The sequence below is a fragment of the Limnobacter sp. genome (assembly GCF_046297615.1).
Lineage (GTDB): Bacteria > Pseudomonadota > Gammaproteobacteria > Burkholderiales > Burkholderiaceae_B > Limnobacter.
This window is the reverse complement of the sequence record NZ_JBKBHM010000003.1, coordinates 177,285-200,625: the sequence shown is the minus strand read 5'-3', so window position 1 is coordinate 200,625 and position 23,341 is coordinate 177,285. Positions and strand designations below refer to the sequence as shown.

Genomic DNA, 23,341 nt, shown 5'->3' with positions numbered 1-23,341 from the left:
AAGGCTTCCGGTGACGATTTTATCTTGCTTGATTGTTATAGTTGTAACATAATTACATTTAATAATCAAACAATGTAATTCAGTTTCCTGATCACAATACCACGGGATGGAGAGAACAGACATGAATCAGCAGTCCGCAAGCGCAGGGTTGGATCGATCACCCTACCCGGTGGGGTCATTCACCTTTGTGTTGCACGGTGCCAGTGGCGACCTCGCCAAACGAAAAATCATTCCCGCATTGGCACACTTGGCCAAATCCGGTTACTTCGCCGAAGATTCCCGGGTCATTCTGGCCCAACGCGAAAAGCTGTCCCCGCAGGACGCCTTGGCCGGTGTGGACACTTTTCTGGCGCAGGCTGGGGACGAAGCGGGCAGGGCCAGTTTGCCAGCCCTCAAGCCATTCTTGATGACGCTGCAGATGAACTTGGGCACTGAAGACGCTGGCCGCGATTTGCGGGCAACCCTGGCTGGTCTTCCTGAGCCCGTGGTGCATTACGCCGCTTTGCCGTCATCACGGTTTGTCAACCTGATCGATTGTCTGGATGAAGTGCGTGACCCCAAGCGCCTGCGTTTGGTGCTGGAAAAACCGCTGGGTTTCAATGGTGCGGAATCGGCCGATATTGAAGCGGCGGTGGCCGCCAAACTGGATGAATCGCAGGTGTACCGCATTGACCACTATCTGGGTAAACAGGCGGTTCAGAACCTGTTGGCGCTGCGCTTGGGTAACCGTATTTTTGAACCCCTGCTGACCCGTGAACACGTGCACAGCGTGCAGATCACAGTGGCCGAGGACTTGGGTGTTGAAGAACGCGCCGGTTTTTATGAACACGCTGGCGCGCTGCGTGACATGGTTCAAAGCCACATTCTGCAGTTGTTGGCGATTGTGGCGATGGAGCCACCGGTGTCTCTGGAAGCCGATTCCCTGCGCGATGAAAAGCTGAAGGTATTACGTTCCCTGAAAGTGCCCAATGTACAAGCGGGGCCCGAGTTGGTGGTGGGTCAATACGGCCCCGGTTTTGTGCGCGGTCAGCCTGTGCCCGCGTACCGCGATGAAAAGGGCGTGTCGCCCCGGTCGATGACGGACACGTATGTGTCTTTCCGCACTGAAGTACAAACCTGGCGCTGGGCTGGTGTGCCCTTCCTGTTGCGCACAGGCAAACGCATGCCTCGCCGGTTTGCAGAAATCGTGATTCAGTTTCGTGACGTGCCCAAGCCCCTGTTTGAACCGGCGGGCGGGCAGTGGATGGGCAATCAGTTGATCATCCAGTTGCAACCCGAGGACAAGCTGGAGTTGAAATTGCTGGCCAAGTCACCGGGTGAGCGGGAACGCCTTCGTCCGGTGTCTCTGGATTTGGACTTTTTCAACACTTGGCGCATTCCTGTGCGCGACGCGTACGAGCGCCTGATCACCGACATTCTTCGTGGCCGTTTAAGCCTTTTCCTTCGGCGCGATGAGGTGGGCACCCAATGGGCGTTCGTGGACCGCATTTTGACCGACATCCGCAAACACGGCATTGAGCCAGTGCCTTACGCCAGCGGTACCTACGGCCCATCGGCAGCCACTGCCATGGCTTTGCGCAGTGGAGCCCTGTGGGCCGAGGACGGAGTGTGACATGGTAAGCACCGACAAAGATTCACCGCTCAAGGAGGACATTCGGCTGTTGGGCGGCCTGTTGGGTGAAGTGATTGCCGAACAGCAAGGGCAAGCGGTGTTCGAAGCCATTGAAGAAATTCGCCAGCTTTCGGTGAAGTACCGCCGGTTCGATGACCTTGGGGCCCGCCAGCGATTGGAAGACCGTCTGGCCGGGTTGTCCCGCGATGAAACCATTTCATTGATTCGCTCGTTCTCGGTGTTTTCCATGCTGTCGAACATTGCGGAGGACTGCCATTTGATTCGCCGCAACCGCCAGCATGAATTGGCGGGCATGCCCGCCCGCGAAGCGAGTCTGGATTACACCGTGGACGAGTTGGTGGCTCAGGGTGTGCCGGTACAGGCCTTGGTGGACCGCTTGAGCCAGAGCGAAACAGTGCCGGTACTGACTGCCCACCCCACCGAGGTGCAGCGCAAAAGCGTGTTGGACGCCCAGCAAAGCATCAGTGAATTGCTGCGCCAACGTGATTTCACCACCTTGACTCCCATCGAGCAATTGCAGTGGCGTGAATCGCTGAAATACGCGGTTCAACGGCTGTTCCAGACGCGCCTGCTGCGGCGAAACAAGTTGTCGGTGATTGACGAAGTCAACAACGCGGTCACCTATTTCGATGCCACCTTTTTTTCCCAAGTACCCGCGGTGTACCGCAATGTTCAGGCCAAGCTGGGTTTGCCTTGGCAGGATGATTTTTTGCCCCCCAGTGAGGACAAGCTGGGCCGCATGTTGACGGTGGGGTCATGGATTGGTGGGGACCGCGATGGCAACCCCTTTGTCACCGCCGCAGTACTGAAGCAGACTTTGGGCATACACAGTGAAAAGGTACTCAGCCATTACCTCGCCGAGGTGGGTGCCTTGGTTCGCGAATTGTCCATCACCGATTACTTTCTGACCCCCAGCGAAGCCTTGCTGGCGTTGGCCTCGCAGTCGCAGGATGAATCCGCCCACCGCATGGATGAAACATTGCGCAGGGCCTGTCTGGCCGTTCACCGGAAACTGGCTGGCACTCTGGCGGTGGTGCGGGGCGAACAAACCAACAGCGTGTCGTATGCCAATGCCGATGCCTTGATGAATGATCTGAACACGATGGCCCAGTCCCTGAGCCAACAGGGCATGCAGCGAATGGCCCAAGGCCGCCTTGCCGAGTTGGCCCGCAAGGTCAAGGTGTTCGGTTTCTCATTGATGTCTTTGGACCTTCGGCAAAACAGCGATGTGTTCGAGGCGGTGGTGCATGACCTGTTCAAGCACGCCAGCCTGGGGCAAGTGGACTACTTGGGCAGTGATGAGGACACCCGTGTGGCCTTGTTGGTACAGGAGCTGCGTTCACCCCGCGTGCTGTTCAATGAGTCATCGGACTACACCGATCAGACCCGCAGCGAATTGGCGATTTTTCGCATGGCCAAATGGGCGCATACCCAGTTCGGCCCACAGTCCATTCAAAACTGCATCATTTCAAAAGCGGCCTCGGTCAGTGACATGCTGGAATTGGCGGTACTGCTGAAGGAAGCCAATCTGCTGAATGTGGCCACACGCACTGTGCAGGTGAACCTGGTGCCCTTGTTTGAAACCATCGGTGACTTGAAAGCCGCGCCAGACATCATGGCGGCCTTGTTCGAATTGCCGGAGTACAAGGCGCTGCTTGCCTCGCGTGGGTTTGTGCAAGAAGTGATGTTGGGGTATTCGGACAGCAACAAGGACGGTGGCTTTGTCACCTCCGGCTGGAGCCTTTACCAGGCCGAGATTGAACTGGTGCAAGTGTTTGCCCGTCATCAGGTGAAAATCCGTCTGTTCCATGGCCGTGGTGGTTCCGTGGGCCGAGGTGGTGGTTCCAGTTACCACGCCATTCTGGGCCAACCCCCGGGTGCGGTGGATGGGCGTATCCGCTTGACCGAGCAAGGCGAGGTGATTGCGGCCAAGTACGGCATCAATTCCCTGGGGCGTCGAAATCTGGAAGTGTTGGTGTCCGCCAATCTGATGATTTCAGAGCATCGGAGCCTGAACACGCCGTTGCCCGCCAAGTACCTTCAGTTGATGGGTTATTTGTCTGACCTTGCTTTTGAAACCTACCGGAAGCTGGTGTACGACACCCCGGGCTTTCTGGAGTATTTCAAGCAGTCCACCGTGATTTCTGAAATTGCCAGCCTCAACATTGGCAGTCGGCCTGCTTCCCGAAAGCAGGATTGGACCATTGAAGACTTGCGGGCCATTCCGTGGGTGTTCAGTTGGGCACAAAGCCGGGTGATGCTGCCGGGCTGGTATGGTTTTGGAACCGCGGTGAATGAACTGCGCAGCACCCTGTCTGTTGAGGATCAGCAGGCCCTTAAAGCCATGGCGCGGGAATGGCCTTTTTTCTCGACCATGCTGTCCACCTTGAACATGGTGCTCTCCAAAGCAGACATGGCGATTGCGTCGCGTTATGCGAGCATGGTGGATGACGAAGCCCTGCGCCAGCGCGTGTTTGGCCAGATTGCCGCCGAGTACACATTGGCAGTGGAATCGCTGTTGTGGATCACGGGTCAGTCGGCGTTGCTGGAAGACAACCCCCTGCTCAAGCGTTCAATTGAAAGCCGTTTTCCTTACATCGACCCACTGAACCACATGCAGGTGGAACTGCTTAAGCGGTTCAGGGATGGCGATGTGGATGAGCGTGTCGCAAGGGGTGTACACCTGTCCATCAACGGTGTAGCCACGGGCCTTCGCAACAGCGGCTAAGGCCCTTCATGCTCAGTGGTTCTTTAGCCGAACCCTGAGCATGGCCACGGCCCCACCCATCAGCAACACACCAGCAAGGCGAATCACGTTTTCGGGGTTGCTGTTCAGCAGCGGGCCGTAATAAAGCGGCAGCGTGAAAATCTGAATCAGCATGGGCACCACAATGAACATGTTGAAAATGCCCATGTACACCCCAGTGCGCTCGGCGGGAATGCTCTTGGCCAGAATGATGTAGGGGTTACCCATGATGCTGGCCCAAGCCAAACCCACTCCGATCATGGGCAGGTACAGCCACTGTGGGTTGTGAATTTCTGGGATCAGCAACATGCCGATGCCCGCAGCAGTCAGGCTCACCGCATGGGTCAGTTGTGGGCCCAGCCTTCGGGTGACAGGAATCATCGCCAAAGCACCCAGAAATGCAACCAGATTGTAAAAGCTGCCAATTTGACCGTTCAGCAATGCCGCATCCCGAAAGGCCTGGCTCGTCGGGTCGGTGGTGCCAAACAGGGTGGTGGACAGCGACAGTGTGATGTACTGCCAGTAGCAGAACATGCCATACCACTGCAGCAACATGACCATACCCAGTTGTCGCATGGTGGGGGGCATGTCGCGGAAGGCGTCCACAATCTCCTGAAGCAGGGCGCCTACACTGCGGCCCTTGGCGCGAATGGCGGCCAGTTCATCCTCGCTCAGGGGGTGTTCTCGCGTGGTTTTCAGTGTCCACGCAATGGAGGTGATTGAAAACACCGCTCCAATCAAAAAGGCACTGACGGTGATCTGCGGAATGTGGTTACTGCCCACCGCATCTTTGTTCAAGCCGAACCAGACCAACATGGTTGGTGTGAGGTAAGACAATGTTTGCCCCAAGCCCGTCATCGCGCTTTGAACCAGAAAACCGATGCTTTGCTGTTCTTCACGCAGCTTGTCGCTGACGAAGGCCCGATAGGGCTCCATGGTGATGTTGTTGGCCGCGTCAAGAATCCACAGCAGGCTGGCCGCCATCCACAGCGCTGAACTGTAGGGCATTGCCAGCAGGCACAGGCTGCACAAAATGGCGCCGATCAGAAAGTAGGGGGTTCGACGCCCCAGCCGGCTGGTGGTTCGGTCGCTGAGTGAGCCTACAAACGGTTGCACCAACAGACCGGTCATCGGGCCAGCCAGCCACAGCAATGGCAGTGTGGCTTCATCGGCGCCCAAATAGTTATAGATGGGGCTCATGTTGCTTTGCTGAAGGCCAAAGCTGTACTGAATGCCGAAGAACCCTACATTCATGTTGACGATCTGAAGCAGGCTTAGCCGGGGTTTAAGTGGGGTGTTCATGTGTTCGTCAGCCTGCTGAGAAAGGGCGAGTAATGAGCAGCGTTGTCGGGCACTGCACCCCGCACGCCGCAAATGGAGGCTGCAAATTCGCTGGCGAATGCCAGGGCTTGTGGACCAGTCCAACCGTGCAGGTGGGCAGCCAGGGTTGCAGCCAGAAAGGAGTCCCCTGCGCCAACCGTGTCTTCAAAATGATCAACCGGAAAGGCGGGCCCGTTTACTAGGGCGTCTGCGGTCACGTCGGTGTAGCCATCGGCGCCACGCGTCACAATCAGGCGGTCCAGGCACCAGCGGGTGCGCAGGCCCTGCAGGTCGTCTTCGGGGTGTTGAAGGTGCTGTGCAAGCAAGCTCAGTTCCTCATCGCTGATTTTCAGCCAATCGGCCTGTTCAATTGCACCCAGCGCCACTTCAAAGGGTGTGTGGCCTGCGCGCCAGTTGAAATCACACACTCGCAGGCCCCGATGGACCTGACACAGCAATTCAAAGGTGTGCCGATTGTGGGTTTGCCTCAGCGCCAGGGTGCCATAAACCAGCACGGCGTTTTGAAAGGCATTCATCAGCGGGAATGCAGGTGGGTCGATGAAGTCCCAGGCGCTGTGGGATTCAATCTCAAATGTGTGCCCACCTTGCGCATGCAAGTGGACCTGCACGCGGCCAGTGGGAATCTCGCAGTTGTCTTGCAGAAGCCGGGTGTCAATGCCGGAATGTTTGCAGGCTTGAATGATTGAACTGCCCAGTGGGTCAGCCGCCACGCGGCTGAGCAAGGCTGTACGAACGCCCAAACGCGCAGTGTGGCGCGCAACATTGAACGGTGCACCGCCCAGCACTGCGCGGTCAGGGAACACGTCAGCCAAGGCTTCGCCAAAAATCAGCAGGCTTGGTTCGGTGTTCATGCGAGCACCAGGTAGAGGGCTTGATACGGTTGAACCGCTGCGCGTTCAGCAGGCGTTTCATTGGGCATCAACAAATCATGCGCGGTGCGGTGGCCATTTAGCGCAGCAGGCCAAGGCACCGCTTGCCCGCTGAAATTGAACACGCAGGTGACCGCACCATGTTGAATGCTCAACAGGCGAGGGTCGTGGGTGTCCACGAGGCGAAGGTGGCTGGTGTTGGTGGCGGTTAGCCAGTTCATGTGCAATTGCCGCAGGGTTTTGATCCAGTTTAAGGCTGAATGGGCGCGGCTACCGGGTACGCCGGCGGCCAGCATTGCGCTGTCGTCCAAGGGTGGGCGGTGGATGTCGCGGGTGTCGGTCCACGTGGCTTGCAGCGCGATGTCCTGCCCGTGTTGGGCCAGTTCATCGCCCATGTAAACCATGGGAATACCGCCAAGGCTGAACATGAATGCAGTCATCAATTGGTAGCGTGCCCATCCCAGTTCGTCTTGGCGGTGTTCAGCCCAGCCCAGCAGGTCAGCCGTCATGCCGTTGGTGCCATGCACGGCGTCAGGGTGGGTGGCTTGAAAGCTGATGCCTTTGGCAAAGCTCTCGGGCACCTGCCCGCTGAAAAATGCGGAAGCGTATTTCAATTGTTCAGGCTCATTGCCGGTCAGTTCTGGTTTCAGCACATTCCAGCCGATGTCGTCGTGGCAGCGGATGTAACTGATCCAGGTTGTGGTGTCGGTCATGGCGGGCAGCTCCCCCAAAATCCGCTGCACCAGTGAGGCGTCTGAGTTGGCCAAACTGTACCAGGCCGCGGCCATCAGGCTGCTTTGGTAAGCGAGGTGGCATTCCTTGCCTGCTGCATCGTCCAGCCCAAAGTAGGGGGGCAACTCACGGGTGGGTACAATGGCCTCAGCCTTCAGCAAAACGCCCGGTGCACACCATTGCGCTGCTGCACGGAAACACTGAAGAATCCAATGGCATTCCGGCTGATTCATGCAGTTGGTGCCTTCCTTTTTCCACAGGAATGCAGCGGAGTCCAGCCTGAACACTTCAACACCCATATTGGCCAGTGCCAGCATGTTGTCGATCATCCCCACCAGTACATCCGGGTTGCTGTAGTTCAAGTCCCATTGGTAGGTGTAAAAGGTGCTCCACACATATCGGCCCTGCTCCTCAACCCACACGAAATTCCCGGGGGCTGTCTGCGGAAAAATTTGGGGCAGCAGCGGTTCAAGTGCGTCCTTGGCTTCGGCACTGCGCCAATGGAACATGGCCACGCAGCTTGGGTCGCCAGACCGGGCGCGCAAAGCCCAGTCGTGTGTGTCTGCCACATGGTTGAGTACCAAATCGGCGCACAGGCTGATGCCCGCTTCACGCAGGGCCACAGACAAGGCCTGAAAGTCTTCAGTGGTGCCCAGCCGGGGTTCCATCTCAGTGAAGTGTTCCACCGCAAAACCACCGTCGTTCTGCCCGGGCCGCATCTTCAGAAAGGGCAGCAGGTGCACGTAATTCACACCAAGGGATTGCAGGTGCGCAATCCGTTGTTGAACACCCTTGAATGTGCCTCCAAACTTGTCCACATAAGTGCTGTATGCCATGAAGTGGTTGCCTGTGAACCACTGTGGATTATTGAGGCGCTTGGCGTCCAGTGCCTTCAGCGCTGTGCTGCGTTGTTCGTGTCGGTTCGCAATCACTTGCTCCAGCCTGCGGGCGGTGTGTGCTGCAACCTCAGTGTCTTTGTAAATCATGGCCAAACGCTGCAACAGGAATGCAGCCAGGTCGGCATGAGTGCCCTGAGGGGCGGTGAAAGAAGGGTGTTGGCTTGTCATGTCCGTTGGGCGATTCGCTCAGTGCGGTTCAGTGGTCGCGTCAATCTAAGACCAAATGCAATCGTTTGCAACATCCCGAAAAATTGACATAAGTTTGCAAAAAACTTTCTTTTGTCCTCATGCTCTCTTTAAGTGTATGAAATCGCGCAGAAAAATAGTTGACTCCTTGTTCATCAATAATTGTGGCTGTGCAGCATTGTCTCTTGAATTTACTGGTGAATTTCACTTTCTTAAGGGGGGTGATTGTATAAAAAATGCATTAGAAACAATCCTCTAATTCATTGTCAAGTGCGATTGCTGCAACTCTGAATAAGTTTTTTTTCATTCAGATCTCTGGGGTTTTTGCTGTATTGCAATCGATTACATTTTGCGTATAGTGCGATCCATCGACCCGTCCGCGTGGCAATGCGCTGGCCAATCGATTCACCTAGAGGAGACCTATAACGTGAAAACATTCCCTAAACCATCCCTGGTGGCCATGGCTGTGTCTGTGGCTCTGTTGCAGGTGGGCGCGGCATACGCCCAACAAGCCGCTGACAGCAATTCCAACGTCGCTGACGGCTTGAAGTTGGACTCAGTGGTTGTAACCGCGACCACCACCAAAGTGTCGAAAATGAAGTCCTCTGTGTCGGTGTCTGGTCTGGACGCTGATCAAATTCTGCAACAAGCCCCCACCAACGCGGCTGAAGCTTTGCGTTCCATTCCTGGCGTTCGCTCGGAGTCCAGTGGTGGTGAAAGTAACGCCAACATCACCGTACGCGGTGTGCCCATTTCTGCCGGTGGTGCGCGTTATGTGCAGATTCAGGAAGATGGCCTGCCCATCATTCAGTTCGGCGATGTGGCCTTTGGCACGGCCGACAGCTTTCTGCGGGTTGACGGGTCTCTCGATTATCTGGAAGTGATTCGTGGTGGTTCCGCATCCACCATGGCCACCAACTCCCCAGGCGGTGTGATCAACTTCATTTCCAAAACCGGTGAAACCGAAGGCGGCATGGTGTCCTACACCACAGGCTTGGGCTTCACTTCCAACCGTTTCGACTTCAGCCTGGGCAAACACCTGAGCGAAGACACCCGCATGCACATTGGTGGTTTCTACCGCAAGGGCGAGAATACCCGTGACATCAACTTCACGTCTGAAGACGGTGGGCAGATTAAACTTAACCTCACCAAAGACGTCAAGAACGGTTTCATCCGCGCCAGCCTGAAAATGCTGGACGACACCACACCGGTGTTGTTGCCCGTGCCTGTGTCGGCACAGGGTGGCCGAATCAGCCAACTGCCGGGCATTGATGCACGCAAGGCGTTTTACCTGAATTCCAGTTTCCCGGCTGACGTCATCAAGAATGAATCGGGTGGCCGTGTGGCCAGCAATGTTCAGGACGGCTTGACTGTTGAAAGCCTGGCCTTTGGATTGGAAGGCAACTTCAATCTCGACAACGGCTGGAACGTGTCTGACAAGTTCCGTATTGCCAGCAACAAAGGCCGCTTTATCGGCATGTTGCCCATCAGTGAAGTCCAAACAAGCCCAGGCAACTACTCCTTCGCCACTGGCCCACAAACTGGCCAGGCATACAACGGCGGCGTATTCACTGGCCTGTTGTTCAACACCGATGTTCGTGACTTGGGCAATATGGTCAACGACCTGAAGTTCTCCAAGGCCATGAAGGATGCTGAGGGCAACAAAACCACCGTGTCCGGCGGTTTGTATGTGTCACGCCAAGCCAACAGCCAAGTGTGGAACTGGAACTTCTACCGGGTGTCTGCTGACGGCAGCAACCCCCAGTTGATCAACGACGCCACTGCAGCCAATCCAACAAGCCCCGTGACAGCAACTGACATTGCCTACCGCGCTTGGGATGTGGACTACACCACTGTGGCCCCTTACCTCGGCTTGGGCTATGAAACCGGGCCTTGGACATTGGACGGCAGCATTCGTTACGACAAACTGTCCGCCAAAGGCTATGCCAACAGCACCGTGTCGTTGGCCACAGGTGGTTTGGACCCCGCTGCACGTCGGAGTGTGGACTACACCCAAAGCGAAGCCAGCTACTCCATGGGCGCCAACTACCAGTGGAACAAAGACTTGGCTTTGTTTGGCCGCACCAGCCGTGGTTACTCCTTCCCGTCTGACCGTGTGCTGTTCGACGGTGCAACCAACGTGCGAAACGGCAGCACTGTGGCCGTGTATGAAGTCAACCAACACGAAGCTGGTGTGAAGTACCGCCAGGGTGGCCTGAGCATGTTCACCACATTCTTCATGGCCAACACCAAGGAATCCAACTTCGACATCACCTGTGCTGGCGGTGCTGGATGCTTGACCAAGAACGAGTACGACGCCAAAGGGGTTGAACTGGAAGCAGCTTACCGTGTGGGTGGTTTCAAACTGTCCGGTGGTGTGACTTACACCGATGCCGAGATCGTTGCTTCTCTGAACCCAGCCAACGTGGGTCACCGTCCACGCCGCCAAGCGGACTACATCTACCAGGTTTCTCCCAGCTACAACCTTGGTGCACACACCGTGGGCTTGGCTCTGATCGGCACAACCGATTCCTTCACCCAAGACGACAATGCCGTGAAGATGAAAGGCTTCAATGTACTGAATGCCTTCTACAACATGCAAGTGACGAAGGACGTGAACGTGTCGCTGAGTGTGAACAACCTGCTGAACGAAGTGGGCTTCACCGAAGCTGAGCCGCAAGGCACAGGCTACATCGCCCGTTCCATCAATGGGCGTACAGCACGCGCAACCGTGCGTTACACCTTCTGAGTTTTACCCTGCAGTGCCGGGTCCCGGGCCGAGTTGGCCCATGGCCCTTGGGTCGGCTCCCTGCCCGGGGCCGACCAATTTGAAGCCTTCGCAGTTTCCAATCCTTTCACGCAAGGCAGTGAAACATGAATTTTTCGAAAACCCAACAAAGCCCAGCCAGAAAGTACACTGGCCTGATCGTCGTGGCCCTGCTGCACATCGGCATCGTGTACGCCTTGGTCAATGGCCTTGCACGCAAAGTGGTTGACATTGTTCAAGCGCCGCTGGAGACCAAGATCATTGAGGAGTTGAAGAAGCTTCCTCCTCCCCCGCCTCCGCCGCCCAAGGATATTCCCCCTCCACCCAAGAGCAGCGCACCGCCTCCTGCGTATGTGCCGCCGGTGGAAGTGCCGGTGCAGGCAGCACCCAGCAATGCGCCCAGCATTACATCGTCCAACACAGCGCCGCCCCCTTCAGCACCAGCCCCTGTGGTTGAGGTGCACCGCGACCCAGTGGTGGTACCCCCCCAGGTGAATGCCTCCGCATGTCGCAAGCCTGTGTACCCAGCAGTGTCGCGTCGCGAAGAAGAGCAGGGCGTTGTGGTGTTGCGTTTCCTCGTGAACGCAGAAGGCACCGTAGTACAGAGTGAAGTGAAGTCGTCCAGCGGCTATGCCCGTCTGGATGAAGCAGCACGGCAGGCCTTGAGCCTGTGCAAGTTTCAGCCGGGCACATCGGATGGCAAGCCGGTCCAGGGCTGGGCGCAATTGAAGTACGAATGGCGTCTGGAGTAGTGCAGCGTTGCACCCCACTCACGGCTCGTCGAATCCTCGTTTTAATGTCATGGAGACAACAATGAAATCAGCACTCTCGATCCTCAAAGGAATTGCTGCCCTGATGCTCGTGGTTGGCATGGGCTCTGGCCAAGCCATCGCGCAGGACAAAGCCCAACCCGCCACAGCGCCCGCCGCACAGGCTGCACAAGATGTACCGCAGGCGCCACCCATGCCACCTTCAGTCAAGAAGGAAGAAGTGGAGAACCCCTATGGCTTGTCCGCCATTTGGGCCCAAGGCGACTTTGTGGCCAAAGGCACATTGATCATCATGATCATCATGTCCATGGGCAGTTGGTATGTCATCGTCACGAAGCTGCTTGAGCAGCGAAAACTCTTCAGCCAGGCCACCCAGGCCCGCAACAGTTTCTGGAGCGCTGGCAATGTCAATGACGGCTTGAAGAAGCTGGACGAAAGCAGTGCCTTCCACTTCGTGGCCGACAATGCCATCAATGCCAGCAATGAGCACACCGGTCAATTGGCTCAGGAAATCAGCAAAAACGTGTGGATTGAACTGGCCTTCAACCGCGCCTTTGAAGAAATCCAGTCCCGTCTGCAAATCGGCATGTCTTTCCTGGCCACGGTGGGTTCGACAGCCCCCTTCATTGGTTTGTTCGGCACCGTTTGGGGTATTTACCACGCGTTGACCGCCATTGGTATTGCAGGTCAGGCATCCATCGACAAGGTGGCAGGGCCCGTGGGTGAGGCGCTGATAATGACCGCGATTGGTCTGGCCGTTGCTGTGCCCGCGGTGTTGGGTTACAACTGGCTGATTCGCCGCAACAAGGCCGCCATTGCTCAGGTGCACGCCTTCTCCGCAGACCTTGAAAAAGTGCTGCTGGGTGGTGCCAAGCCCAAGGCCCAGTAACCATCGCAATCCAGGGGTTTAATCATGGGTATGAACATCGGTTCCAATGACGACGACAGCGTCATCTCCGCCATCAACACCACGCCTTTGGTGGATGTGATGCTGGTGCTTCTGATCATCTTTCTGATCACGGTTCCTGTGGTGGTGCAAACGGCCAAGGTGAACCTGCCTGAAGAGGTCAATCAGGCGCGCGCCACCAAGCCCGAGGACATCAACCTGGCTGTGGACGCACAAGGGCGAGTGTTCTGGAACGAGTTGTACATCCGCGAAGAACTCGACCTTCTGGACCGACTGAAAACTGCGTCCCAGAAAACACCTCAACCTGAGGTGCATGTTCGGGGCGATCAGGAAACCAGCTACGAGCACATTGCGAAGGTGATTCTGAATGTGCAGCGTGCCGGCATCGCCAAAGTGGGTTTCATCACCATTCCCCCGGCGCGCAATTGAGGAGAGCAACATGGGTATGAATACTGGGTCTGGGCGTGATGATGAGGTCATGTCCGAAATCAACACCACACCGCTCATCGATGTCATGTTGGTGTTGCTCATCATGTTCATCATCACCATTCCCGTTCAGTTGCATTCAGTGAACATGAACATGCCGACAGCCAGCACAGCCAAGTCCCTCAAAGAGCCGACGATCCTGAAGATCGACATCGACGAGAATGGCCAAGTGTTCTGGAATGGCACCCCAGTGCCTGACCGTGCAAGCCTGGAGCAACAACTCCAGGGCATCAGCCAATTGCCGGAGCAGCCTGAGGTTCACCTGAAGCCTCAGAAAACCACAGCCTACAAGCATGTGGCTGCTGTGATGGCCAGCGCACAACGCCTCGGTGTGAACAACATCGGTATTGTGGGCAACGAGCGGTTCGTTCAGTGAACGACAAGCCACGAGGTAAGCCCATGCGCCGTATACCCCATCGATTGGCCAGCTTGTTGTTGATCGCCTTGCTGGCTGGCCCGGCGTTTGCCGGTAATGAGCCCACTGTTGGCCCCGCTGTGGGCAAGGCATTGAAGTCGGCTGTTGAACAACTGGGTGGCAAACAGTATTCTGCCGCCAGTGCAGGGCTCATGGCTGCATTGCAGGCGGAGTCGCTGACCGCGTTTGAGCGGTTCTCCTTGAACCGCCTGCTGGTTGGGGCGGCCTTGGGTGACAAGCAATATGCTGTGGCCGTGAAGTCAGCCCGCGAGGTGTTGGGCAGCGCGTTCCTGAACGAACAGGAACGGGGTACTGTGCAGCAAAGCCTGTTGGCCGCCTTGATGAAACAAGGCCAGTTTCAGGAACTTGCACAGGCGTGTACCCAATTCCTTGAACGTAACCCCGCTGATGTAAGCCTGCTTGAGTTGCGTTTGAAAGCCAATTATTTGGGCAAGCAATACACACAAGCCATTCAAAGCGCCCTCCCGCTGCTGAATGTTCTGGAGCGCCAACAGGCCACGCCCTCTGAAGAGATGCTGAAACTGCTGGCCGCATCCGCCAGCGAAGCAACAGATTGGGCGATGTATCAAAACGCCTTGCGCAAACTCGTCAAGCATTATCCGAATGCCGAGTACTGGTCGGACCTGTTGTACCGCAGCCAAGCCGATGGCGCATTCAAAGCCGTGGGTGATTTGCAGTTCTATCGCCTGCTGCGCGCCACCCGTTCGTATCGTGATTCCGGCGAATTCATTGACGCCGCCGATGCCGCCATCAAAGCGGGTTATCCTCTGGAGGCTGCGCAATTTCTTGACCTTGGCGTTGCAATGGGCTTGTTGCCCCATGCTGACGTGAAAGACGCCTACGCTGACCGGCGCAAACAGGTGGAGAAGTTGTTGGCCCTGGAGGCCAAACAGCCGTCTGGTAAAGCCAAGTCTCCGTTAGCCATGGTGGCCAATGGGTACAATGAAGTGCTGGCAGGCCGTGTTGACGCCGGGCTTAAGTCCATGAGTGAAGGCGTTGCCGTAGGAGTGCCTTCTGTGGTTCGAGTCAATTATGCGGTAGCCCAAGCCATGGTGGGCCAGCATGAGCAGGCGAGGGCCGAAATGGCCCGCTTGCTGACGGATGCGCAGTGCGGAAAATTGGCTGAGTTGTGGTTATTGGCCTTGCGCCCCTGATAGAGGAGTAATTGAGCGTGGCAGACAAGCCCGACAAATTGCAGATGGCGGACATCGCCCGTTTGGCCGGTGTTTCAACGGCCACCGTGTCCCGTGCCTTGTCGGGCAGTACCTTGGTCAATGAGGCCACGCGGGTACGCATTCTTGAGTTGGCCCGTTCACTGAATTACACCGTGAACGTGGGCGCTAAAAATCTGAGGTCTGGTGAGAACCGCACCATCGGCGTGGTTATCCCCTACGACCCTCATTCTCGCCAAACCCTCAGTGACCCATTTTTCCTGAGCATGGTTGGTGTACTGGCCACCACGCTGACCGATCAGAACTATGAAATGTTGTTGTCCCGCGTGGACGAGAACGACCTTGCTTCCATCGCCGACCTGCACACCAGCGGGCGTGTGGCCGGCCTGATTGTGATTGGGCAATGGCACCACCACGATGACCTCAACCTCATGGCCATGCGCAAGCTGCCCCTGGTGGTGTGGGGTGCGCAAATGCCTCAGCAGTTGTATTGCTCGGTTGGCAGCGACAATGAATTGGGCGGCTACCAAGCCACCAAACACCTGCTGCAAGCCGGTTGCAAGCGAATTCTTTTTTTGGGCGACACTTCATGGCCCGAGGCCAACGCCCGTTATGCGGGGTACTGCCGCGCACACGAGGAGTTCAAAAGGCCGGTGAAGAAGTCGCTGGTGCTGGCCTTGCCCTTTGAAGCCAGCGCTGCTCGCCCCATTCTCAGCAGGCGCATGGAGCACACGCCCATTGATTTCGACGGCGTGTTCGCCAGTTCCGATTTGCAGGCCTTCACCGCCATCTCCTTGATGTCGGCGCAGGGCATTCAAGTCCCCGAGCAGGTGCAAGTGGTGGGGTATGACGACATTGAAATGGCGTCGCATTTCAGGCCCCGCCTCAGCACGGTGCGCCAGCCCCTTGAACTGGCAGGCCCTGCCATTCTGGAGGCACTGGTGGCCCAAATACAGGGCAAGCCAGCCCCTTCCGTGAGTTTGCCCACCCAGTTGATGCCGCGCGAATCATCGCGCTCGGTGTGATGTATGTCCAATCCTGAAGTTTGCCTTGTCGGTGATGTCGGCGGCACCAATGTGCGCTTGGCGCTTGTGAACAGTGCCTCACCAGCGCTTGAGGCGGTCGAGGTTCGGCAATGCGCCGATTTTCCGAGCCTGCAAGCAGCCATTGAAGATTACTTGTCCAACCGTGGGGTGGATCGTATACATGCGGCATGCTTGGCGGTGGCCTGTCCAGTCAGTGACGATCACATTCAGTTCACCAACAACCCATGGAGCTTTTCACGCAACGCCCTGAAAGCCAGCTTGAATGTACAGGCCCTGCATGTAGTCAACGACTTTGAAGCCATGGCCATGGGCATGCTGAGCCTGGCCCCCCATGAGGTGTTGCCGATTCGTCAAGCCACTTTGCAAGGCCAGCAACCCCGGGTGGTTATTGGCCCGGGCACCGGTTTGGGTTTTTCGGTGTTGGTGCACCTGCACGGCCAATGGACAGCCTTGCCCACCGAAGGCGGGCATGTGGGTTTTACCCCGCGAGATGAGTTGGAAATCGAGATACTCAAGCTGCTGCTTGAACGTCACAATGGCCGCGTGTCTGCTGAACGCGTTCTGTGTGGTCAGGGTTTGGTCAATGTGTATGACTGTCTGGCCACCTTGCGCCAACAGGCGGTGCAGTGCCGCACACCCGCCGAGGTCAGCGCCGCCGCCCACGCCGGCGACAGGCTGGCCCAAGAGGCCCTGGACCGCTTCTGTGCCATGCTAGGTGCCTACGCTGGCGACATGGTGTTGGCCGTGGGCGCGTACGGCGGTGTGTACTTGTGTGGTGGCATTCTGCCGCGCATTCAAGAAACCTTGCTGTGCAGCCGCTTCGTGGAAAGTTTCACCAACAAAGGCCGGTTTGCATCCTTGCTGCAGGGCGTGCCTGTGGTGCTCTCGCTGGCGGAGTTTCCGGGCTTGATGGGCTCAGCCGCTATATTGAGTCAATCCCTCAAGCACTCACCTTGACGAGGCAATCTCTTCCAACCCCTGCGCCAACGGTGTCACTTTGAACTCCGGAAACGCCGCCTTGAATTTGTCCGAGTTGAAGTAGTTGTCCACCGCATAGCGGGGCAGCAGTTCCACAGCATCGCAAATACGCTGATTGAACATTCCCGCCAGCACCAACTGCCATTTCTTCACCACCACATAGTCGGGCTTTGCGCCCAACGCCTTGGCAGCCAGTTGAACAAACTCCCGATAGGTCACGCGGTTGTCGTCACAAGGCAGGTGCCAGGTTTGGCGAAACGCCTCGGGTGTGTTGCCCAAGAGGGCCATGGCACGGCTTGCATCGGGGGTGTAAATCAGCGTGCGAAGGGTGTCATCCCTTAAAAACAACCGCGCTTTTTTGCCCGCTTTCAACGGTTCTATCACCGTGCTGTTGGTGATGCTTTGCGTCAGCCCCGGGCCATAGAATTCAGGGGCGCGGCAAATCAGGGCGTTCACTTTTCCAGCTTCCATGGCCTGCAACAGCCAATTGGCAATTTCACCCCTCACATGCCCTTTAAGCCCATGGGGCTGGAAGCGGCATGTTTCGGTTTGCACTTCGCTGGTTTGCGGGTACATGTAGGTGTTGTCAAAGAACACCAGCTTCGCTTGGTGCTGCGCGCAGGCGTCAATCACATTGCGCATCATGACCGGCCATTGGTCGATCCACATCTGCGTGTTCATCGGCAGGCCAACGGTGAGGTACACCACGTCCGACCCCGCTACCGCATGCAGGGTTTGCTCAGCATCCAGCAGGTCGGCTGCCAGCAACTCATCGCTGTCATTCACGCGTTGCGGTTTTCGGCTCACCACCCGCACGGGCACGTTGAAGTCCCGGTGCAGGGCCCGCGCCAGCTCTTGTCCAATTTGCCCGCTGGCGCCCAGAATGGTGTGCATTGAAGTCTCCGTGGTGGTGTGGGGGTGTGCATGTGTCTGCACTGCCGTCAGCATACCGCCACACTTGGCCGACTTTGCCCAGGCGTTGCCAAACTCGCCCTCACTTCAGAAGGGCTGGGTGCCGCATTTGAAGAAATAGGGCAGTGAAGCGATGGGTGCGGGCACGGTGACATCTGCTGGGCCGTTGAATTGCGTGCCTGTGTCAGCATGCGTCCAGCACCCTTTGGGCAAGTACACTTTGCGCTGGGTTGCGCCTTGGGTCACCACAGGGGCCACCAAAACATCGGGCCCCAGCATCCACTGTTGGTCTTCCTGTCGGGCCCTTGGGTCGTCCGGGAATTCAAGCCACAGGCCGCGTGTGGGCGGAATGCCCGTGGTTTGGGCTTCTGCCCACAGTTTCATGATCAGCGGTGCAGCTTTCAAATGCAGGTTCGCTGCTTTACGCCAATTCTCCAGTGTGGCTGCGTCATACGACCACGGCATCCGCACCCCGTTGCTTGAGGAGTTGTGAACCCGAAACACTGGGGACAGGGCTGCCCAGAATGACCATCGGGTGAACAATTCCGCGTCAGGTGCGCCAACGTGGTAGTCGAAATAACCGCCAATGTCGGTGTTGAAGCCATAGGCGCCTGTGCTGGCCCTGCTGAGCATGTCAGTGGTCAATGAGGCCAGGCCTGATGCGCGCGACCAATCACTGGTTTCATCACCGGGAAAGTTGGACGACTCAAAGGCGGAACTGCCTTGTCGCCCTGAGTAGCCTGCTCGGGTCCAGAAAAAAACACGACGGCCCGTGCTGCGCTCAATGGCGTCCACAATGCGCCGGGTGGTTTGGTGAAACACGGTGGGGTAGTGATTGTGCATGGTAACTCCGGTGCTGCCGTCGAAGAAACGCATGTCCAAGGCAATGTGTTCTCCGAAATCCTGCATGAATCCATCGGCACCAAGGTCGACAATCATTTCCCGAATCCGTTTCTCCCACCAGGCGACGGCGGCTGGATTGGTGAAATCGATGGCTGCACCCAGCCCGCCAAAGGGTGTGCCAAACAGGTATGGGCCACCCACTGCATCGCGCACCACGTAGCCCTCCTGTAAAGCCTCGGTGAAGGTCTCGGTCCGCTCGGTGTTGGCAGGGTCTATCCCCACATAGTTGCGGATGTACAGGTAAGCGCGAATATTGCGGTCGTGCAGTGCTTTGATGATGGCTTTGCTGGTGTCTCGGGGCAGAATTTCCCACCCTTCAAAGACATAGCCTTTCACCGGCAAACCCAGCGTGTCAATTCTTGACAGATCATCCCGAATTTTTGCTTCGTAGCTTTGCGCGTCATCGGCTTGTGCAGACAGCACTCGCACCGCACGTGACAGGGTTGGCCCTAAATCATCGGTGTGTGGAACGCGATGTCGCCCCTGTATGGCCGACAGTCCTTTCACGCTGTTCTTCACGCCACCGGGAATCACCAGATAAGTCATTTCCGCGCCCGAGACACTCACCTGCCAGGTGTTGTTGTTCTTCGATCCAAGGTCGTAACGGGATGGTTTGGTACTGTCCAGAAAGAAGCCATAGCCACCCGTGGACGCAAAGGCGGTCGAGATGTAATAGGCGGCGTCCGGGCCAGATGGAAACATGTAGGTTTCGCCTCGGCCTGAAGCGACATTGGCCGCAGGGGCCAGTGGGCCTGCGCCCACGTTCTGGGCTTGAATGAAATTGGTGAGCGCGTTCCCGCGTTGGTTGACCGCGTTGTGGCGCCCGCCAAAGCCGTGAAACGACTCATTGGCTTTAAGCACAAAATTGTCGCTGACCGTGACCACACCCAGAGCAGGCGTGACGTTCATGGACACCTCGAAGCTGCCTTGCTCGGCTGCCCGGACAGTGCCCTGAATCACTCGGCCCATGGGGTCATTGGTGGCAATCAGCAGTTCCAGGCCTTTGCCGGTGGCTTTGGCTTGGGTAATGCGTGTGCCATGGTAGGCCAGCCCCAAGGTGGCTTGGGTGATTGTATTGCCCACCCATGGCGTGGCGCGAAACTGAGGGGCAACATCAACGCCCACGGTGTACCCAAATGGAGTGGACACCGTTTGTTGCGGCAAATGAGCGCTGCCCAGAGGTTCCTTGAGCATGAAGGATGGACTCAAGGGTGTTGTATCTGCTGCCACCTGTTCAAGCACTACTGTATCGTCGGCATTCAGGAACTGGATGCGCAAGGGCGAGCGTGTAATGACGACTTTCCCGCCATCACCGGCCAGCACAATCCGTTCCTCACCAAGGTCAATTTCTGAGGGCGTCACGTTGGATGGCCCAGAGGCGGCCGCAGGGGCCGAGTCGCCTTGGCTCAAGCATGCGGACAAACCGAATGTGAGTAGGCCTATGCCCAAGGCTCGGTGAATCAGGGCGATGTGTGTATGCATGGTAATCACCGAAACAGGTCAAGGTTGATACAGTCCGCCATGGCGGCATAGCCCGCAGGGTTTGGGTGCAGATTGTCTCCACTGTTGTACTGGGGCGCCATGTAGCCTTTGCGCTTCTTGTTTTCAAGGCAGGCTTCAAAGTCCACGATGCCATCGCTCAGCGTCTGTGTACGTATCCACGCATTGGTCTGGTCTCGTTTGCGTCGTGCCTCGGCAGTGCCATGCAGTACAGGCAGCAACTCTGTGACTGTGCCTTCAGCCGGTGGAATGGTACCCAGCACAATTTTCACCCCGGCTTTGTGGGCTTTGTCAATAAGCGTGGTGTAGCCAGCGATCATTTGCTCGACACTTGGGCTGCCCGCAGGTTTTGGGTTGCCAAAGTCATTGGTGCCTATCATTAACAGAATGTGGCTAAGCCCCGGTGTGTGAAGCACATCACTGTCAAACCTTGTCAGCAGGGCTTTGCCAAACTGGGGCAACCAGCCGTCCTTGAGCAGTTCATTCCCACCAATTCCCGCATTGGCCACTGTCAATGGTAAACCTGCTTGAATCAGTCGCCGTTGCAGGTGGTTGGGGTAGCGTTGGTCTGTGGCGGTCAAAGGCGAGGCTTGTCCGTCCAAGAAGCCGGTTGTTGAATCTGCACCGTCGGTGATGGAGTCGCCCACCGTGACCAAAGTGGTGACTGCGTTTGACCTCAGAGTTTCCAAGGCTTCAATCACCAGAAAATTGGCCGTGTAACCGTCGGGTGCCGGCAAGTAGGACGATCCGCTGGCCTGGGCTGTGTGGTCACCGGGCAGGCTCAGGTACAACACCTCGTTCGCATTCAAGTGTCGGGTCACCTGCGGTGTCACACCGGGGGCATAGAAACTCACCCCTAGGCGTTTGAAGGGTTCTACCCGGTAACTCATCCAGTCGCTGGTCAATGTTTCGCCTGGTTCTAAAGTCACTTCATGCTCACCGTTGAAGCTCAACAGGCAGAACGTGTTGGGCAGCATGCTGGCACTTCCCGGGCTGGCCTCTTGCGCAAGGTACACATTCCGCAAAGTGACGGGCAGGTTGCTGTAACGGTTGCTCAGTCGCAAGCGGATGACATCGCCATGGCCGTGGGGCGCAAATGATTGCCGAACGGACAAACCGCTGATGGGATGGGTAATCAACGCATCACCGGGTGCTGCTTTCCACAGGGTATTTGCTGCAACGCTTGAGTTGAAGGACGGGCTGGAAGTACAGGTACTCACTTCGGTAGGACGCACCGGCGATCCGGTGCTGTCCAGCGTTGGCGTGTCTTCGCCACAGCCACCCACCAGTAAAAAAGCGCTGCACAGCAAGATCAGTGGAGTGTGGTTCATGTCCGTGATGAGTTGGCAGTGGAACAGGTTGTAAATTGTGATACGGTGTGGTGTCAGAATAAAAGTGATACGATTCGGTGTCAAATACAGGAGTGTCAAGTTGACGACTCAAGCCGACGATTCATCGATCAAACCCGCCAGGCCCTATGCTGGAAAGTCCGCCCAAGAGCGGCAGAACGCCCGCCGATTGGCCTTGGTGGATGCCGCAGTCCGGCTGTTTGGGGAACAAGGGTTCAGTGCAGTCAGCATCGACATGATCTGTGCTGAGGCTGCGCTCACCAAACGCTATTTCTACGAAGCCTTTGCCAGCCGTGAAGCGCTGCTGACGGCGGCCTATGAATCGGTAACCCGAGAGTACTTTCAAGCCATTCTGGTGAAGATGACGCCCCACATGGCCGATGCCCCCAAGCTGGTTCGGGCTGGATTGAAGGAAACATTCGGATTTGTTCGTCGAAACCCGGTCAAGGCGCGGCTGATGATGGTGGAGGCCATGAACGTGCGGGGCCAGTTGGGGGACATGTACGGCGCACGCTACGACGATTTCGTGGAACTGCTGCTACAGGTCACTCGTCCTTTGCTGGGTCGACAAGCCCCTTCTGACAAAGTGTTCCGCGTCATGGCCAAAGCGGTGGTGGGCGCGCTAATCCATCTGTGCCAAAACTGGATTGCCACCGATTTCGCGCAGCCGGTTGATGAGCTGGTGGAGGGTACAGAGCGGCTGTTCGCAGGAGTGGGGCGGGAGTTGGGGGTGCGAGGGTACAACTAAGGTAACCCCCCCAAGTTTTCAATTGCTCATCGACATGGTCAGCCTGAGCAACTCGGCTGGCCGCATTTGACGAACACGCAATTCATCGACGCTGTTGGTCAGCTTTCTGAAAGGTTTGCGTAAACCGCCACCCGCAAACAGGTATTCCACCCATCCTTTTTCCCTAAGCCGTTGGCGCGTGGTTTGAAGTTCTGTTGCATCAGGATAAACAAGTTCCTCCCGGGGCTCCGCCCTTTTCTTAAAGACCGCTTTTAGATTGCCCTCGTCTTCCCAGTACACAGGATAGAAATATCGGCTCATTACGCAGCGCAGGCTGCTGTGGGAAAAGTAATGAAGGTGGGCTTTGAAGTAAATGTTGTGTGGGCTCGCGTCATTCTGGTGGATGTTGGGCACCTCAATGACCACATGCCCGGTGGGCTTGAGGCGATACCACAATGAGCGGACAGTGGCTTCGGGTGAGGGCAGATGTTCCAGCACATGAAACATGGTGATGACATCGTATTCTTGGCCCAGTACATCATCGATAGACCCAGTCATGACATCCACGCCCAGTTCCGTTTTGGCGTAATTGGCGTAGCCTTCGTTGAGGTCAACCCCCTTGGCCTTGATGCCCATTTTACCGGCGACAGCACAAAACTCACCGCCTCCGCATCCTACATCAAGCAGGCTGGCGCCAGTGCTGCGAAGGCCAGCCCTGGCCATGAAGCCCAATCGGTCCTTGGCCACATTCATCGCACGGTACACATGCTTGCTTTTTGGGGTGTAGGTTTCCTTGTAGTCAAGTCGGTATTCCTTGCGGTAATACTGGTCAAGTACTTCCCGTGTGGGCTGGAAAAGCTGTTGCACAAGGCCACAGCGCGGGCACATGCCGATCATCAGCAGGCGTTCTGTTTTGCTGTCGGACTCATGCCAGCACTCATCAATCTCATGGCCACAAACGACACATTCGGCTTGCATAAGG

Annotated in this window: 18 protein-coding genes; 11 read left to right on the top strand and 7 right to left on the bottom strand. The window is 56.8% G+C overall.

Annotation, left to right across the window (positions count from 1 at the left end):
- The first annotated feature begins 121 nt into the window (after window positions 1-121).
- Together zwf and ppc are read left to right on the top strand one after the other, a co-directional pair.
- On the top strand, window positions 122-1,612 hold the full coding sequence (gene zwf / locus ACK4FF_RS08090) for a glucose-6-phosphate dehydrogenase (protein ID WP_409707156.1): 1,491 nt from the start codon (window positions 122-124) through the stop codon (window positions 1,610-1,612).
- A gap of 1 nt (window position 1,613) precedes the next feature.
- The gene (gene ppc, locus ACK4FF_RS08085) at window positions 1,614-4,361 is read left to right on the top strand and encodes a phosphoenolpyruvate carboxylase (RefSeq protein ID WP_409707153.1); all 2,748 of its coding nucleotides are present in this window, start codon (window positions 1,614-1,616) and stop codon (window positions 4,359-4,361) included.
- A gap of 12 nt (window positions 4,362-4,373) precedes the next feature.
- Here ppc and ACK4FF_RS08080 read toward each other — a convergent pair whose 3' ends face one another.
- The 3 genes from ACK4FF_RS08080 to ACK4FF_RS08070 are packed head-to-tail and all read right to left on the bottom strand — an operon-like array spanning window position 4,374 to window position 8,388.
- Window positions 4,374-5,681, bottom strand: a complete 1,308-nt coding sequence (locus ACK4FF_RS08080; protein ID WP_409707150.1) for an MFS transporter — start codon at window positions 5,679-5,681, stop codon at window positions 4,374-4,376.
- A complete protein-coding gene (locus tag ACK4FF_RS08075) occupies window positions 5,678-6,571 on the bottom strand; it encodes a PfkB family carbohydrate kinase (protein ID WP_409707147.1) in 894 nt (297 codons plus the stop codon). Before ACK4FF_RS08075 ends, ACK4FF_RS08080 begins: the two co-directional genes overlap by 4 nt.
- Entirely contained in the window at window positions 6,568-8,388 is a 1,821-nt protein-coding gene (locus ACK4FF_RS08070) for an alpha-amylase family glycosyl hydrolase (protein WP_409707144.1), read from the bottom strand. The genes ACK4FF_RS08075 and ACK4FF_RS08070 overlap by 4 nt, the downstream gene beginning before the upstream one ends.
- 445 nt (window positions 8,389-8,833) lie before the next feature.
- Between ACK4FF_RS08070 and ACK4FF_RS08065 the strand changes: the two genes are divergently transcribed.
- The 8 genes from ACK4FF_RS08065 (at window position 8,834) to ACK4FF_RS08030 (ending at window position 16,947) form a co-directional block, all read left to right on the top strand.
- A complete protein-coding gene (locus ACK4FF_RS08065; protein ID WP_409707141.1) occupies window positions 8,834-11,155 on the top strand; it encodes a TonB-dependent receptor domain-containing protein in 2,322 nt (773 codons plus the stop codon).
- 125 nt (window positions 11,156-11,280) lie between these two features.
- Window positions 11,281-11,925, top strand: coding sequence for an energy transducer TonB (locus tag ACK4FF_RS08060; protein WP_409707138.1), 645 nt, complete (start codon window positions 11,281-11,283; stop codon window positions 11,923-11,925).
- Between the two features lie 61 nt (window positions 11,926-11,986).
- A complete protein-coding gene (locus tag ACK4FF_RS08055; protein WP_409707135.1) occupies window positions 11,987-12,832 on the top strand; it encodes a MotA/TolQ/ExbB proton channel family protein in 846 nt (281 codons plus the stop codon).
- 24 nt (window positions 12,833-12,856) lie between these two features.
- Window positions 12,857-13,279, top strand: coding sequence for an ExbD/TolR family protein (locus ACK4FF_RS08050; protein WP_409707132.1), 423 nt, complete (start codon window positions 12,857-12,859; stop codon window positions 13,277-13,279).
- A 10-nt stretch (window positions 13,280-13,289) separates the two neighbouring features.
- Entirely contained in the window at window positions 13,290-13,712 is a 423-nt protein-coding gene (locus ACK4FF_RS08045) for an ExbD/TolR family protein (protein ID WP_409707129.1), read from the top strand.
- 23 nt (window positions 13,713-13,735) lie between these two features.
- Window positions 13,736-14,926 carry a hypothetical protein gene (locus tag ACK4FF_RS08040; protein ID WP_409707127.1) on the top strand — a complete coding sequence of 397 codons (1,191 nt, stop codon included), beginning with the start codon at window positions 13,736-13,738 and terminating at the stop codon, window positions 14,924-14,926.
- 17 nt (window positions 14,927-14,943) lie between these two features.
- Window positions 14,944-15,969 carry a LacI family DNA-binding transcriptional regulator gene (locus tag ACK4FF_RS08035; protein ID WP_409707124.1) on the top strand — a complete coding sequence of 342 codons (1,026 nt, stop codon included), beginning with the start codon at window positions 14,944-14,946 and terminating at the stop codon, window positions 15,967-15,969.
- Window positions 15,970-15,972: 3 nt separating this feature from the next.
- A complete protein-coding gene (locus tag ACK4FF_RS08030) occupies window positions 15,973-16,947 on the top strand; it encodes a glucokinase (protein WP_409707122.1) in 975 nt (324 codons plus the stop codon).
- On the opposite strand, the gene ACK4FF_RS08025 is transcribed toward ACK4FF_RS08030, so the two are convergent.
- The 3 genes from ACK4FF_RS08025 to ACK4FF_RS08015 form a co-directional block, all read right to left on the bottom strand.
- A complete protein-coding gene (locus ACK4FF_RS08025; RefSeq protein WP_409707119.1) occupies window positions 16,939-17,862 on the bottom strand; it encodes an NAD-dependent epimerase/dehydratase family protein in 924 nt (307 codons plus the stop codon). The two genes, ACK4FF_RS08030 and ACK4FF_RS08025, sit on opposite strands and share 9 nt — an antisense overlap.
- Before the next feature lie 105 nt (window positions 17,863-17,967).
- Window positions 17,968-20,265, bottom strand: a complete 2,298-nt coding sequence (locus ACK4FF_RS08020; RefSeq protein ID WP_409707116.1) for a TIM-barrel domain-containing protein — start codon at window positions 20,263-20,265, stop codon at window positions 17,968-17,970.
- A gap of 5 nt (window positions 20,266-20,270) precedes the next feature.
- Entirely contained in the window at window positions 20,271-21,614 is a 1,344-nt protein-coding gene (locus ACK4FF_RS08015; RefSeq protein WP_409707113.1) for a GDSL-type esterase/lipase family protein, read from the bottom strand.
- Window positions 21,615-21,714: 100 nt separating this feature from the next.
- On the opposite strand from ACK4FF_RS08015, the gene ACK4FF_RS08010 reads away from it, so the two are divergent.
- The gene (locus ACK4FF_RS08010) at window positions 21,715-22,380 is read left to right on the top strand and encodes a TetR/AcrR family transcriptional regulator (protein WP_409707110.1); all 666 of its coding nucleotides are present in this window, start codon (window positions 21,715-21,717) and stop codon (window positions 22,378-22,380) included.
- Window positions 22,381-22,398: 18 nt separating this feature from the next.
- Here the strand turns inward: ACK4FF_RS08010 and ACK4FF_RS08005 are convergent, their stop codons facing one another.
- Window positions 22,399-23,337 (bottom strand): class I SAM-dependent methyltransferase, encoded by a 939-nt coding sequence (locus ACK4FF_RS08005; protein ID WP_409707107.1) that lies wholly within the window; start codon window positions 23,335-23,337, stop codon window positions 22,399-22,401.
- Window positions 23,338-23,341: the final 4 nt, after the last annotated feature.

Excerpts from the sequence above, each read along its gene's own strand:
- zwf (WP_409707156.1), top strand. The coding sequence starts at position 122 with ATGAATCAGCAGTCCGCAAGCGCAGGGTTGGATCGATCACCCTACCCG.
- ppc (WP_409707153.1), top strand. The coding sequence starts at position 1,614 with ATGGTAAGCACCGACAAAGATTCACCGCTCAAGGAGGACATTCGGCTG.
- ACK4FF_RS08080 (WP_409707150.1), bottom strand. The coding sequence starts at position 5,681 with ATGAACACCCCACTTAAACCCCGGCTAAGCCTGCTTCAGATCGTCAAC.
- ACK4FF_RS08075 (WP_409707147.1), bottom strand. The coding sequence starts at position 6,571 with ATGAACACCGAACCAAGCCTGCTGATTTTTGGCGAAGCCTTGGCTGAC.
- ACK4FF_RS08070 (WP_409707144.1), bottom strand. The coding sequence starts at position 8,388 with ATGACAAGCCAACACCCTTCTTTCACCGCCCCTCAGGGCACTCATGCC.
- ACK4FF_RS08060 (WP_409707138.1), top strand. The coding sequence starts at position 11,281 with ATGAATTTTTCGAAAACCCAACAAAGCCCAGCCAGAAAGTACACTGGC.
- ACK4FF_RS08055 (WP_409707135.1), top strand. The coding sequence starts at position 11,987 with ATGAAATCAGCACTCTCGATCCTCAAAGGAATTGCTGCCCTGATGCTC.
- ACK4FF_RS08050 (WP_409707132.1), top strand. The coding sequence starts at position 12,857 with ATGGGTATGAACATCGGTTCCAATGACGACGACAGCGTCATCTCCGCC.
- ACK4FF_RS08045 (WP_409707129.1), top strand. The coding sequence starts at position 13,290 with ATGGGTATGAATACTGGGTCTGGGCGTGATGATGAGGTCATGTCCGAA.
- ACK4FF_RS08040 (WP_409707127.1), top strand. The coding sequence starts at position 13,736 with ATGCGCCGTATACCCCATCGATTGGCCAGCTTGTTGTTGATCGCCTTG.
- ACK4FF_RS08030 (WP_409707122.1), top strand. The coding sequence starts at position 15,973 with ATGTCCAATCCTGAAGTTTGCCTTGTCGGTGATGTCGGCGGCACCAAT.
- ACK4FF_RS08025 (WP_409707119.1), bottom strand. The coding sequence starts at position 17,862 with ATGCACACCATTCTGGGCGCCAGCGGGCAAATTGGACAAGAGCTGGCG.
- ACK4FF_RS08020 (WP_409707116.1), bottom strand. The coding sequence starts at position 20,265 with ATGCATACACACATCGCCCTGATTCACCGAGCCTTGGGCATAGGCCTA.
- ACK4FF_RS08015 (WP_409707113.1), bottom strand. The coding sequence starts at position 21,614 with ATGAACCACACTCCACTGATCTTGCTGTGCAGCGCTTTTTTACTGGTG.
- ACK4FF_RS08005 (WP_409707107.1), bottom strand. The coding sequence starts at position 23,337 with ATGCAAGCCGAATGTGTCGTTTGTGGCCATGAGATTGATGAGTGCTGG.